9 protein-coding genes are annotated in these 13,258 nt (G+C 64.7%); 8 read left to right on the top strand and 1 reads right to left on the bottom strand.

Going from position 1 to position 13,258, the window contains the following annotated elements:
- Positions 1-13: 13 nt before the first annotated feature.
- Positions 14-1,405 (bottom strand): signal recognition particle protein, encoded by a 1,392-nt coding sequence (ffh, locus tag GA566_RS13600; RefSeq protein ID WP_137923346.1) that lies wholly within the window; start codon positions 1,403-1,405, stop codon positions 14-16.
- 129 nt (positions 1,406-1,534) lie between these two features.
- On the opposite strand from ffh, the gene GA566_RS13595 reads away from it, so the two are divergent.
- The 8 genes from GA566_RS13595 (at position 1,535) to GA566_RS13560 (ending at position 13,235) form a co-directional block, all read left to right on the top strand.
- The gene (locus GA566_RS13595; protein WP_137923345.1) at positions 1,535-2,470 is read left to right on the top strand and encodes an inner membrane protein YpjD; all 936 of its coding nucleotides are present in this window, start codon (positions 1,535-1,537) and stop codon (positions 2,468-2,470) included.
- A 65-nt stretch (positions 2,471-2,535) separates the two neighbouring features.
- Complete coding sequence (locus GA566_RS13590; protein WP_137923344.1) at positions 2,536-2,814, top strand: PP0621 family protein; 279 nt, start codon at positions 2,536-2,538, stop codon at positions 2,812-2,814.
- Complete coding sequence (locus GA566_RS13585) at positions 2,814-4,841, top strand: histidine kinase dimerization/phospho-acceptor domain-containing protein (RefSeq protein ID WP_137923343.1); 2,028 nt, start codon at positions 2,814-2,816, stop codon at positions 4,839-4,841. Before GA566_RS13590 ends, GA566_RS13585 begins: the two co-directional genes overlap by 1 nt.
- Before the next feature lie 25 nt (positions 4,842-4,866).
- On the top strand, positions 4,867-6,567 hold the full coding sequence (locus GA566_RS13580) for a sigma-54 dependent transcriptional regulator (protein ID WP_160472976.1): 1,701 nt from the start codon (positions 4,867-4,869) through the stop codon (positions 6,565-6,567).
- A complete protein-coding gene (gene ampD / locus GA566_RS13575) occupies positions 6,560-7,168 on the top strand; it encodes a 1,6-anhydro-N-acetylmuramyl-L-alanine amidase AmpD (RefSeq protein WP_160472975.1) in 609 nt (202 codons plus the stop codon). Before GA566_RS13580 ends, ampD begins: the two co-directional genes overlap by 8 nt.
- 568 nt (positions 7,169-7,736) lie before the next feature.
- A complete protein-coding gene (locus GA566_RS13570; protein WP_160472974.1) occupies positions 7,737-10,676 on the top strand; it encodes a ribonucleoside-diphosphate reductase subunit alpha in 2,940 nt (979 codons plus the stop codon).
- A gap of 135 nt (positions 10,677-10,811) precedes the next feature.
- The gene (locus tag GA566_RS13565; RefSeq protein ID WP_137923339.1) at positions 10,812-12,005 is read left to right on the top strand and encodes a ribonucleotide-diphosphate reductase subunit beta; all 1,194 of its coding nucleotides are present in this window, start codon (positions 10,812-10,814) and stop codon (positions 12,003-12,005) included.
- 267 nt (positions 12,006-12,272) lie between these two features.
- A complete protein-coding gene (locus GA566_RS13560) occupies positions 12,273-13,235 on the top strand; it encodes a zinc-binding alcohol dehydrogenase family protein (RefSeq protein WP_160472973.1) in 963 nt (320 codons plus the stop codon).
- Positions 13,236-13,258 lie beyond the last annotated feature (23 nt).

The following is a 13,258-nucleotide window of genomic DNA, read 5'->3' as shown; positions in this document are numbered from 1 at the left end:
ATGCAGCCGCCGGTCAGCGGTTGAACAGGCCCTTCATGCCGCCCTTCATCCCACCCATCTGGCGCATCATCTTCATCATGCCGCCGCCCTTGAGCTTCTTCATCATGCCTTGCATCTGGTCGAACTGGTTCAGGAGGCGATTGACTTCCTGTACCGGCACGCCCGCGCCCGCCGCGATACGGCGCTTGCGGCTGGCCTTGATCAGTTCCGGCTTGGCACGTTCGGCCGGCGTCATGCTGTTGATGATGCCTTCCATGCGGCCCACGGATTTCTCGGCCTGATCCATGTTGGCACCCTGGGCCTGCTGTGCGAACTGCGCGGGCAGCTTGTCCACCAGGCTGCCGATGCCGCCCATCTTCTTCATCTGGCCGATCTGCGCCTTGAAGTCTTCCAGGTCGAAGCCGCCCGTCTTCTTGATCTTCTTGGCCAGCTTCTCGGCGGCTTCCATGTCCACGCCGCGCTGGGCTTCCTCGACCAGTGCAAGGATGTCGCCCATGCCCAGGATTCGCTGGGCCATGCGGTCGGCGTGGAAGGCTTCCAGGCCGTCGAGCTTTTCGCCCACGCCCACGAACTTGATCGGGCGGCCCGTGATGTGACGCACGGACAACGCTGCACCGCCGCGCGCATCGCCATCGAGCTTGGTCAGCACGACACCGGTCAGCGGCAGGGCGTCGTTGAACGCCTTGGCGGTGTTCACGGCATCCTGGCCCAGCATGGCATCGACCACGAACAGCGTCTCGGCGGGCTTCAGTTCCGTATGGAGCGCGGCGATCTCCTGCATCATCGCCTCGTCGATACCGAGCCGGCCGGCAGTGTCGACGATCAGCACATCGTGGTAGTGCTTGCGCGCCCAGTCGAGTGCGGCGCGAGCGATATCGATAGGCTTCTGGTCAGGCTGCGACGGGAAGAAGTCCGCACCCACCTGTTCGGATACGGTCTTGAGCTGGGCGATAGCGGCGGGACGATACACGTCGCACGATACCGTCAGCACCTTCTTCTTGCGGTTTTCCTTGAGCCACTTGGCCAGCTTGCCGGTGGTGGTGGTCTTGCCGGCGCCCTGCAGGCCGGCCATCAGGATGATGGCGGGAGGCTGGACGTTCAGGTTCAGCTCGTTGGCCTTGGCATCGGCCAGCGCTTCATCGCCGCCGATGATGGCCGTAAGTTCGCGCTGCACCACGCCCACGAGCGCCTGGCCCGGGGTGAGGCTGGTGACCACGTCCTCGCCAAGGGCCTTTTCCTTGACGCGGGCAATGAAGTCGCGCACGACTGGCAGCGCCACGTCGGCTTCGAGCATGGCAAGGCGCACTTCGCGCAGCATCTCGGCGGTATTGGCCTCGGTCAGTCGGGCCTCGCCGCGCATGGTCTTGACGACCCGCGCCAGGCGTTGAGTGAGGTTATCCAGCATGGCAGGAAAGGGGGGAGGAGGTTCGGCTTGTGTGCGGGGCGCAGCGGGCTTTCGCGGGTAATGTGGCGGCGATCCATCGTCCGGATTCCCCGCGAACCGCCCGTGTAAGCACTAGGGTAAACTGCGTAAATGGCCATTGTACTGTATGCCCTGACGGCACTTCTCTACTGCGCCCTGGCCGTTCACGGCTGGGCAACGCGCAACCCGCGGCTCGCAACGGCCGGTGGGGCGACACTTGGCCAGCCCGGAAGACCGGGCGCGGCGGCCGCAGCCGTGCTGATGCCCGGCCCTGGCGCGCGTACGGAAGGCCAGCCGGCCTGGTGGCACGGACTGGTCATGGCGGCGCTGGTCAGCCACGGCATGCTGCTGCACGAAACGATCTTCCCCGCAGACCGCATGATCTTCGGCTTCGCGTTTGCGCTGTCGGCGATGTTGTGGCTCGGCGTGGGCATCTACTGGATCGAAAGCTTTTTCTTCTCGCTGGCGGGACTCGGGCTAATCGTGTTTCCCGTGGCGATGCTGGCCAGCCTGATCCCGCTGGCATTCCCCGGTACGCAGATCCTTGGCTACGCTGCACGACCGCTGTTCAAGTTGCATTTCGTGATTGCCAACGTGGCGTATGGCCTGTTCACCCTGGCCGCCTTCCACGCTTTCCTGATGCTGCTGGCGGAGCGCCGCCTGCACGGTTTCACCCGGCCCGCAACGGGCGAACGGGCGCCGGATCAGTGGCTGGGCCGCTGGCTGGATCTGCTGCCGCCGCTGCTCACGCTGGAGAAGCTGCTTTTTCGCCTGATCGCCGCAGGATTCGTGCTGCTGACGCTGACGATCGTCTCGGGATTCCTGTTCTCCGAGCAATTGTTCGCCCGGGCCTTCCGTGTGGATCACAAGACCGTATTCGCGATCATCTCGTGGTTGATGTTCGGCGGCATCCTGATCGGGCGTGTCTATCGCGGCTGGCGTGGACGCACTGCGCTGCGCTGGGTGATCGCCTCGTTCGGCATCCTGCTGCTGGCCTATGTGGGCAGCCGCTTCGTGATCGAGGTGGTATTGCACCGGCTGGTCTGACCTGCGGCCGGTCTGCTTCTCTACATTTCTCCCGCTTTTTCTGCTTTCTTCCGCGACTCCGACCCATGGCAAGAATCTTTCTACTGCTGGCTGTCGTGCTGGGCATCGTCTGGTGGATCCGGTCGCGCGCCAGTGCACGGGATGAGGCCAGCCGGACCAACTCCGCGCAGCAACGCCAGCAGGCAGCGACCGAGGCATCGACCGGCGATGGCGCCATCGAGCCGATGGTGCAATGCGCGCAATGCGGCGTCCACCTGCCGCGCACCGATGCCATTGCCTGGCGCGGCCTGCATTATTGCCGCCGCAGCCATCTGCCCGATTCGTCTGCTGAAGGCGGCGCGTGATGAAGCGGGCGCCGGGGTGGTCGTCGCTGAACGGCTGGCGCATGCTGGTCGATCTCTGGCGCCAGCCCGAGCCGCCTGAATTTCACTGGCGCCTGCTCCGCTATTTCTGCTGGACCCGGTTGGCAATGGCTCTGCTGCTGTTCGGCTATGCCTGGCTCCCCATGGAGCGCGGTACGGCGGACATGTCGATTGCCATCGCCACCAGCGCCCGCACTGCCGCGGCCATTCCGGTCGTGTTGCCGTACCTGCTGATCGGCATCCTCTCGCTGGTTGCCTCGTTCTGGCGGCGCCATTTTCACTTGCGCGTACGCGTGCAGGTCATCGTCGACCTGATGTTGCTCGCGGCCGTCTATACGGTGATGGGCCGCAGTGGCAGCCACGGCGAAGGGCTGGCGATGATCTTCCTGCTGCCCGCATTGGAGGCTGGCGCGCTGACCAGCCTGCTGTTTGCGCTGTCGGCGGCCGCCGTGTCCGCCATGCTGGTAATGGCCAACCCGTTCCTGCAGACCCTGCTGGCGCGGCAGGCAGACGCCAACCTGCTGGGCTCGGGCCTGTTTGGGCTGGTCTTCATGATCGCGGCATGGCTGATGTACATGCTGGCCAATCGGCAGATCGCCCAGGAGCAACTGGCGCTGGCGCGCGAACAGGAGCTGCGGCTGCAGCAGTTGGTGAACCGGCTGATGGTCAACGACATGCAGGATGGCGTGATGTTGGTGCGCGCCAACGGCGTGGTGGTGGCGGCCAATCCGGCAGCGTTCGTGCTGCTGGGGGTGCAGCCCAACGAGCGGATTCGCGAAGGGCAGGTGCGCGCCGGCGAGCGTGAGAACGCGTTGTTCGACCTGCGCCGGATTGCGCGGCTGCAGCCGTTGATGGAAATGCTGCGCGACTGGATCGCGCGCAAGGACGATGTGCCGCGCATCCTGCAGTTGCTGCCGCTGCCGTCGCGTCCCACCTCCGCGCGCAGTCCGATGCTGCATACCCGGCTGCGCCTGCGCTTTGTGCTGCCCGGGCTGGCCGGCTTGCGTTCGACGCTATCCAGTGTGATGACGTCGCCGACCGGGCTCGACACCGCAAGCTGGAATGACCTGTCTCCCGAGGGCGCGGCGCGGCTGCGGCTGGCCATCGCGCAGAACGAGGCCATGGCATGGAGTCCGGCCGACGAGACGCTGCTGCGCAGCGAGATGCGTGACACGGTGCTGGTGCACATCGAAAGCTGGGAGCGGATTGCCGAGCAGGTGCAGCAGGAAAAACTCGCGGCGATGGGCCGGCTGGTGGCCAGCGTGGCGCACCAGATCCGCAACCCGCTGGCGGCGATCAGCCAGGCCAATGAACTGCTGGCCGATTCGGGCGCGGGGGAGGGCGGTGAAGGCAATATCGATGCACGCCTGCTGCGCATCATCAGCGACAACGTGCGGCGGCTGGATCAGGTGATTTCCGACGTACTGCAACTCTCGCGACGTCCGAAGACCGGCCACAGTTCGGCGGATCTTTCACAGGCGTTGCCGGACATCGTGGATCGCTGGCGGGCGGAGATGCGCTCGCGGGCCGGCACGCGCACCGACGTGAATCCCAATGCCATCCGCGTGACAGTGGACCTGCGACGGCCCGTGATCTTCGATACGGCGCAGTTGCAGCAGGTGCTGGGCAATCTCCTGGACAACGCCTGGCGCTACTGCAGCCGGCTGCCGGGGTCGATCCGGCTGCTGGCCCATGCGCTGGACCAGCACCATGCCGAACTGATCGTCTGGAACGATGGCGCCGAGGTGACGCGCGAGCAGCAGCGCAGTCTGTTCGAGCCGTTCTTCACCAGCAACCCGCAAGGCACCGGGCTGGGCCTGTTCATGGCGCGCGAGCTGTGCGGCGCCAACGATGCGCAGGTGCGCTACGGCACCGTGGCGCTGGAGGCGTTGCTGGAACGCACGGGCATGCTGGCCGGCGGGGCTCGCGATACACTGCCGGCCAAAGCCTTCGTGCTGACGATGCGCATCGAGACCCCCGACACCGTCGCTGCTGCTTCGCCAAGTTGACACCACAATAAAGACGCCTCCCAACATGCCCGCCAGACCGTCCGCTCCTGATCCGATCCTCGTCATCGACGACGAGGCAGACCTGCGCGAACTGCTCGACATTTCGCTACGCCGCATGGGCCACGATGTGGTCATGGCCGGCTCCCTGGCCGAGGCGCGCATCCGGCTGGCCGAGCGCCGCTACAGTCTGGTGTTGACCGATATGCGGCTGGGCGACGGACTCGGCATCGAGATCGTGCGGCAACTGTCGGCCTCGCCCGAGCGCACGCCGGTGGCCGTGATCACCGCATATGGCAGCGCGGACAATGCCGTGGATGCGCTCAAGGCGGGCGCGTTCGACTACATCGCCAAGCCGGTGTCGCTCGATCAGTTGCGCACGCTGATCCTCAACGCGCTGGGCCGCCACCAGCGCATGCCGGCGGATGGTGCGGTGGCTGCAGAGGGCGCGGAGATTGCCGATCTGGGCGATCGCGCTGCCGGGCTACTGCCTGGGCAGTCGGCGGCCATCCAGGAGGTGCGCCGGTCCCTGACGCGGCTGGCCCGCAGCATGGCGCCGGTGGTGATCAGTGGCGAGTCCGGCAGCGGCAAGGAGCGCGCGGCGCGGGCCATCCACGCCATCAGCGCGCGATCCGTGCATCCATTCGTGGCCGTGAACTGCGGCGCGATTCCGGAAACGCTGATGGAGTCCGAATTTTTTGGCCATGTGAAGGGTGCCTTCACGGGCGCGGATGCTGAACGCGGTGGCTTTTTCCAGGCCGCGCACGGCGGCACGCTGATGCTCGACGAGGTGGCCGACCTGCCGCTGGCCATGCAGGTCAAGCTGCTGCGCGCACTGCAGGAGCGGCGGGTGCGCAAGATCGGCGCCAGCAAGGAAGACAGCGTCGATGTGCGCGTCATGTGCGCGAGCCACAAGGATCTGGCCGCGATGGTAGCGGCCGGCACCTTCCGCCAGGACTTGTATTACCGGCTCAACGTGCTGGAACTGCGCATGCCGACGCTGCGCGAGCGCGGTGAAGACGTGCCGGTGCTGGCGCGGGCCATTCTCGAACATCTGGCGGTGCGTTATGGCGATGCGCATCCCAAGCGGCTGTCGCGCGAAGCACTGGAGCGCCTGCGTGCCTACCCGTTCCCGGGTAACGTGCGCGAACTGGAAAACCTGCTCGAACGTGCCTACGCGTTTGCGGAGACCGAAGAGATCGAAGTGGCCGATCTCGGGCCGCTCGAAGCCGGCATGGAGCGCGCGAACCTGCTGCAGCCGCGCGGGCCCCACATGGGCCAGATGCCGCCGGTCCAGATGACGACGCCGCCTGCCTATCAGGCTTGGGGTTCGACGTCGGGCTGGTCCGCGCCGCCTCACGCACCGGCTGGCGTAACGGCGTTTACAGGTCAGCCCGAGGAACCGGAGTTGCCGGCCGAGCCCGCGCCGGTGGCAGCCGTGCGGGAAAGCGATCCGTTGGCCGATGCATTGGCCGGACTCGCACTACCGATCAACCTGCCGGCCCGGCTCGAAGCCATGGAGCGGGAACTGATTCTTCGCGCGCTACACCAGACCGGCTTCAACCGCACGGCCGCGGCGCCGTTGCTGGGCCTGAATTTCCGCCAGTTGCGGTATCGCATCCAGCAGCTCGGTATCCGCGACGAACGGGAAGGGCGCGATGGCCGGGACGGTGGCGACGCCAGCGAGGACGGTGAATCGCTCGCCGAAAACGAGGGCCGCGATGGCTGACCACGGCGCGCTGGGCAACCAGCCTGGCTACCTGCCCGATGCCGACGGCTGGGTGCCCGCCGCGCGGCGCGTGCCGTCGCCGAACTTCGACGCACGCCCGGATGGCATGCCGGTGGACGTGGTGGTCATCCACAACATCAGCCTGCCGCCGGGACAGTTCGGCACCGGCGATATCGAGGCGTTCTTCCAGAACCGGCTCGATGCCTCGCGCCATCCTTTCTTCCAAACCATCCGCGATGTCCGGGTGTCGGCGCATTTCCTGATCTCCCGTGAAGGCGAACTGGTGCAGTTCGTGGCCTGCACGCAACGGGCCTGGCATGCCGGGCAGTCCGAGTACTGCGGACGGCAGCGTTGCAACGATTTCTCGATCGGCATCGAGATCGAGGGCACGGACGATGTGCCGTTCACCCCGGCCCAATACACGACGGCCGCCGCGTTGGTGGCTGCGCTGCGCACCGCCTATCCGATCCAGGGCGTTGCCGGACATAGCGATATCGCACCCGGTCGCAAGACCGATCCGGGACCATGTTTCGATTGGGCCCGGTTCGTCACGCTGGCGAAGTTGCCTGTGGCGTTATTGCCATATTTGCGACAGGGCTAATTCGGTTTCGTATTCGTCATATCGGTGCAATGCCAATGTGACGGCGAGGTCGTATGCCTCCAAAGCGCGCAAATAACGGTACAATCGCCGCCCTTTTGAAGGGCCCCGCGCCCTGCTCCGGATCACCTATCGGATGATCCATGGTCATTAAAAAAATTTCGAGTTTTTGTGCGGCACCGAACGTGCTGCCGCCAACCCTTGCGGCAGCGCGCTTTGCGGGAATGTGGCGCCGCCGCATACCGCACCACGGTGTTGGAACGGCGCATGTCAAGTCTGTTCATTCACTCCCGTTTCACTATACTTAGCCCAGTTTTGAAACGGCACCACTAGATATAGTGGTACTTCCGGGGAGCCGGCCCTGATGTGGCGCGGCGGCGCAGAGAGTGCGCAGCGTTCGCGTCATATTGGTCAACGGGCCGGGGTAGTGCCAGAAAGTCCCTAGCAAAGTGTTCGCAGTGCAGTTTGGTTCTCAACCGGCGACGCCGGTGCCGAGTGTCTTCTGAGGCGCATTTTGCTAGGGACTTTGTCGTCTTCTTATCAGTACTCAAAAAACACGGGGAGTTACCTCATGCAAACGGCCCAAAACGAACAGCAAACCACCGGCGTGGCCGGCATTGCCGGCGCGGCAGCCGGTACCGCGCAGCAGGGCGTCGCCGCTGCTGGCGTTTCGTATCAGGATTACAAGCTGATCCGTCGCAATGGCGCCGTGGTGTCGTTCGAGCCGAACAAGATCGCCGTGGCCATGACCAAGGCGTTCCTGGCTGTGAATGGCGGCCAGGGTGCAGCCTCTGCGCGCGTGCGCGAGATCGTCGAGCAAATGACCCAGGGCGTGGTGCGCGCACTGGTGCGCAGCCGTCCGAACGGCGGCACGTTCCATATCGAGGACGTGCAGGATCACGTGGAACTGGCGCTGATGCGCTCGGGCGAGCATGAGGTGGCCCGTGCCTATGTGCTGTACCGCGAGAAGCGTACGCAGGAACGCGCCCAGGCCAATGCCCAAGCGGTGGCGCGTGTGCAGGAAGGCGGCGTGTCGGTCAACGTGAACGACAACGGCGTGGTGCATCCGCTGGACCTGGTGGCGCTGCACGCGCTGATCGACAACGCCTGCAGCGGTCTCGGCAATGCCGTGAGCGCAGAGCCGATCCTGAAGGAAACGCTCAAGAACCTGTACGACGGCGTGCCGATGACGCAGGTCTACGACTCGGCCATCCTGGCTGCGCGTACGCTGATCGAGAAGGACCCGGCCTACAGCCAGGTTACGGCTCGTATCCTGCTGCACACGATCCGCAAGGAAATCCTGGGCGCCGAAGTGACCCAGAGCGAAATGTCGACGAAGTACGCCGAGTACTTCCCGAAGTTCATCGCACGCGGCATCGAAGCCGAACTGCTCGACGAGAAGCTGGCCACGTATGACCTGGCCCGCCTGGGCGCCGCGCTGGACGCCTCGCGCGACTTCCAGTTCAACTACCTGGGCCTGCAGACGCTGTACGACCGCTACTTCCTGCACGTGGAAGAGCAGCGCATCGAAATGCCGCAGGCGTTCTTCATGCGCGTGGCCATGGGCCTGGCGCTGGAAGAGAAGGATCGCGAAGCCCGCGCCATCGAGTTCTACCAACTGCTGTCGTCGTTCGACTTCATGTCGTCGACCCCGACGCTGTTCAACTCGGGCACGCGCCGCTCGCAGCTGTCGTCGTGCTACCTGACCACGGTGTCGGACGACCTCGAAGGCATCTACGAAGCCCTGAAGGAAAACGCGCTGCTGTCGAAGTTCGCCGGCGGCCTGGGCAACGACTGGACCAACGTGCGTGCGCTGGGCTCGCACATCAAGGGCACCAACGGCAAGAGCCAGGGCGTGGTGCCGTTCCTGAAGGTGGTCAACGACACGGCCGTGGCCGTGAACCAGGGCGGCAAGCGCAAGGGCGCGGTCTGCGCATACCTGGAGACGTGGCACCTGGATATCGAGGAATTCCTGGAGCTGCGCAAGAACACCGGCGACGACCGCCGCCGCACGCACGACATGAACACGGCCAACTGGATTCCGGACCTGTTCATGAAGCGCGTGATGGAGAACGCCGAGTGGACGCTGTTCTCGCCGTCCACCTGCCCGGACCTGCACGACAAGGTCGGCAAGGCCTTCGAGCAAGCCTACGTGGCCTACGAGGCCAAGGCCGCCAGCGGCGAGCTGAAGCTGTTCAAGAAGGTGCCGGCCATGCAGCTCTGGCGCAAGATGCTGGGCATGCTGTTCGAAACCGGCCATCCGTGGATCACGTTCAAGGACCCGTGCAACATCCGCAGCCCGCAGCAGCACGTGGGCGTGGTGCATAGCTCGAACCTCTGCACGGAAATCACGCTGAACACGAACGACAGCGAAATCGCCGTGTGCAACCTGGGTTCGGTGAACTTGGTGGCCCACCTGAAGCAGCAGGCCGACGGCACGTACGTGCTGGATCACGCCAAGCTGCAGAAGACGATCCGCACCGCGATGCGCATGCTCGACAACGTGATCGACATCAACTACTACGCGGTGGAGAAGGCGCGCAATTCGAACCTGCGCCACCGTCCGGTGGGCATGGGCATCATGGGCTTCCAGGATTGCCTGCACGTGCTGCGCACCCCGTACTCCAGCGACGCCGCGGTGAAGTTCGCCGATACGTCGATGGAAGCGGTCTGCTACTACGCGTACCACGCCTCGACCGAACTGGCCGAGGAACGCGGCCGCTACACCACGTACGAAGGCTCGCTGTGGGATCGTGGCATCCTGCCGCAAGACTCGCTCAAGCTGCTGGCCGAAGAGCGCGGCGGCTACCTGGACGTGGACATGTCGTCGTCGATGGACTGGACGTCGCTGCGTGCCCGCATCAAGCAGCACGGCATGCGCAACTCGAACTGCATCGCCATCGCCCCGACCGCCACGATCTCGAACATCATCGGCGTGTCCGCATGCATCGAGCCGACGTTCCAGAACCTGTACGTGAAGTCGAACCTGTCGGGCGAATTCACGGTGGTGAACGACTACCTCGTGCGTGACCTGAAGGCGCGCGGCCTGTGGGACGAGGTGATGGTTGCCGACCTGAAGTACTTTGACGGCTCGCTGGCCCGTATCGACCGCATTCCGCAAGATCTGCGCGACATCTACGCCACGGCGTTCGAAGTGGAACCGAGCTGGCTCGTGGAAGCGGCCAGCCGCCGCCAGAAGTGGATCGACCAGGCCCAGTCGCTGAACATCTACATGGCCGGCGCATCGGGCAAGAAGCTGGACGATACGTACAAGCAAGCCTGGCTGCGCGGCCTGAAGACGACGTACTACCTGCGTACGATGGCTGCCACGCACGTGGAGAAGTCCACTGTGTCGCGCGGCTCGCTGAACGCGGTGTCGTCGGGTTCGGACAACGGCTCGGCCATGGACGCCGCCGCTGCCGCAGCCCCGGCGATGCCCGAAGCCGAAGGCGCAGTCTGCACGATGCGCCCGGGCGACGCCGGATTCGACGAGTGCGAAGCCTGCCAGTAACAAACTGATTCACCCTCGGTCTGCTCCCCTCTCCCGCTGCGTGGGAGAGGGGCCGGGGGAGAGGGCGGACGCGTCAGATGCCACGGCGTCGCGCCAGAGCCGCCCCTAAATACTGCGAATTTCCGGAGAAACACCATGCTGAGCTGGGACGACGACGTTCAAGCCACCCCGCAGGCCGCACCGCAGCCTGCCCTGCAACCTGCATCCGCCGCATCGGCCGCCGTCGACCAGCATGGCGCACTGCCGCCGGCCGCCACGGCGCCGACTGGCATCCTGGGCAACAACCCCAACGCTGCCGCCGCGCAGAGCTCGCGCCGCGTGAGTGCCGCCGACAAGCGCGTGATCAACGGCGCCACCGACGTGAACCAGCTGGTGCCGTTCAAGTACAAGTGGGCGTGGGAAAAGTACCTGGCCGGCTGCGCCAATCACTGGATGCCGCAGGAAATCAACATGTCGCGCGACATCGCCCTGTGGAAGGACCCGAACGGGCTGACCGAGGACGAGCGCCGCATCATCAGCCGCAACCTCGGTTTCTTCGTGACGGCCGATTCGCTGGCCGCCAACAACATCGTGCTGGGCACCTACCGCCAGATCACGGCGCCGGAATGCCGCCAGTACCTGCTGCGCCAGGCTTTCGAGGAAGCCATCCACACGCACGCCTACCAGTACATCGTGGAGTCGCTCGGCCTGGACGAAGCCGAGATCTTCAACGCGTACCACGAGGTGAAGTCGATCCGCGACAAGGACGAGTTCCTGATCCCGTTCATCGACACGCTGACGGACCCGTCGTTCAAGACCGGCACGCCGGAAAACGATCAGAAGCTGCTGAAGAGCCTGATCGTGTTCGCCTGCATCATGGAAGGCCTGTTCTTCTACGTGGGCTTCACGCAGATCCTGGCGATGGGCCGCCAGAACAAGATGACCGGTGCCGCCGAGCAGTACCAGTACATCCTGCGCGACGAGTCGTTGCACTGTAACTTCGGCATCGACCTGATCAACCAGATCAAGCTCGAGAATCCGCACCTGTGGACGCCCGAGTTCAAGGCCGAGATCACGGAACTGTTCAAGAAGGCCGTGGACCTGGAATACCGCTACGCCGAGGACACCATGCCGCGCGGCGTGCTGGGCCTGAACGCACCGATGTTCAAGGGTTACCTGCGCTTCATCTGCAACCGCCGCTGCCAACAGATCGGCCTGGATCAGCTCTTCCCGAACGAGGAAAACCCGTTCCCGTGGATGAGCGAGATGATCGACCTGAAGAAGGAACGCAACTTCTTCGAAACGCGCGTGATCGAGTACCAGACCGGCGGCGCGCTGTCCTGGGACTGATCGACGCGGCGACGACGAGACGCCACGATTGAAGGGTCGGCTGCAGCAGTACGAGAAGTCAAAAATGTAGAAACAAGTCCAGCAGCCAGGACGGGTGAGAGGCGGCCATCGGGTGAGAACCCGGTGGCCGTTTTTCTTTTTGGGGGCGATATCGGGCAACTTCACTTGATCCGATACCACCTCATCCCCCTTTTCAGAATCGGCTCAAATCGTTCGGCATTCCTCCTCCTTACGATGGCTTCCGACATCACCAAGGAGGTCGTCACGATGCAAGCTGTAGTGCTGGAAAACCTGGGGGAAGCGCCTCGCTTCGCCACATTTCGCGATCCGGTGGTTCGCGATCAGGAGGTCTTGGTACGCGTGGGCGCGGCCGCGATCCGTCCGGGCGATCTTAAGATCGCGCGTGGACATCATCCGCGCATGCCGATGGAACTGCCCCATGTCTGCGGGCGAGATGGCACGGGGTACGTTGCCAACGGGCAGCCGGTGTACTTCCGGACCATCCGGAGTCCGTACGGGTCGATGGCAGAGTACGCGCCGGCGGATTGGACCGTGCCGATTCCGGAAGGCGTGGACATGGCAATGGCCGCCGCACTGATCGGGCCGGCAATGCGTGCCTGGCTGCCGCTGACCATGCGTGCCGACCTGGAGCCCGGCGAAACGGTGCTGGTGTTGGGCGCCTCGGGGATCATGGGGCGGCTAGCGGTGCAGGCCGCGCGCCTGCACGGCGCTGGCCGTGTGATCGTGGCGGGGCATCGTATCGACCTGCTATCGGTCACGGGGGCCGATGCGCTGATTGATCTCGGGCAATCGCCGAGCATGCTGCACTATGCATTTGCTTCGCATGTGGCGGACGGAATAGATGTCGTGCTCGATTTTGTATGGGGCGAGACCTTGGAATTGCTGCTGGCCGCGTTGATCGAGCCGGTGGGCGCCGCACACGCATCCGAGTACCGGGAGGTCCGCATCGTGTCCGTGGCAGAGCGTGGAGCGAGCAGCCTGATGATGGCGCCAACCGCGCTGCGGGATTCACGGGCCGTGTTGATGGGATCGGGGCCAGCGAATCATCCCGGTGTGGAGGACACGAGGCTGCTGGTCGAGGAAATCCTCGCTTGTATGCGCAAGGGCGACCTGCAGATGGTCGTGGATGCGATGCCGATGGTGTCGGTGGAGACCGCCTGGCAGGCCGCCCGCGACCCTGCGCGCAGGATCGTGCTGACGCTGGATTGAGGGACAGCGGGACAAAGGACCCT

Source organism: Cupriavidus sp. SW-Y-13 (genome assembly GCF_009793345.1).
GTDB lineage: Bacteria > Pseudomonadota > Gammaproteobacteria > Burkholderiales > Burkholderiaceae > Cupriavidus.
The sequence above is the reverse complement of the archived record's forward strand: the minus strand, read 5'-3'. Positions and strand labels throughout refer to the sequence as shown.

Excerpts from the sequence above, each read along its gene's own strand:
- ampD (WP_160472975.1), top strand. The coding sequence starts at position 6,560 with ATGGCTGACCACGGCGCGCTGGGCAACCAGCCTGGCTACCTGCCCGAT.
- GA566_RS13560 (WP_160472973.1), top strand. The coding sequence starts at position 12,273 with ATGCAAGCTGTAGTGCTGGAAAACCTGGGGGAAGCGCCTCGCTTCGCC.
- GA566_RS13570 (WP_160472974.1), top strand. The coding sequence starts at position 7,737 with ATGCAAACGGCCCAAAACGAACAGCAAACCACCGGCGTGGCCGGCATT.
- GA566_RS13565 (WP_137923339.1), top strand. The coding sequence starts at position 10,812 with ATGCTGAGCTGGGACGACGACGTTCAAGCCACCCCGCAGGCCGCACCG.
- GA566_RS13590 (WP_137923344.1), top strand. The coding sequence starts at position 2,536 with ATGGCAAGAATCTTTCTACTGCTGGCTGTCGTGCTGGGCATCGTCTGG.
- GA566_RS13585 (WP_137923343.1), top strand. The coding sequence starts at position 2,814 with ATGAAGCGGGCGCCGGGGTGGTCGTCGCTGAACGGCTGGCGCATGCTG.
- GA566_RS13595 (WP_137923345.1), top strand. The coding sequence starts at position 1,535 with ATGGCCATTGTACTGTATGCCCTGACGGCACTTCTCTACTGCGCCCTG.
- ffh (WP_137923346.1), bottom strand. The coding sequence starts at position 1,405 with ATGCTGGATAACCTCACTCAACGCCTGGCGCGGGTCGTCAAGACCATG.
- GA566_RS13580 (WP_160472976.1), top strand. The coding sequence starts at position 4,867 with ATGCCCGCCAGACCGTCCGCTCCTGATCCGATCCTCGTCATCGACGAC.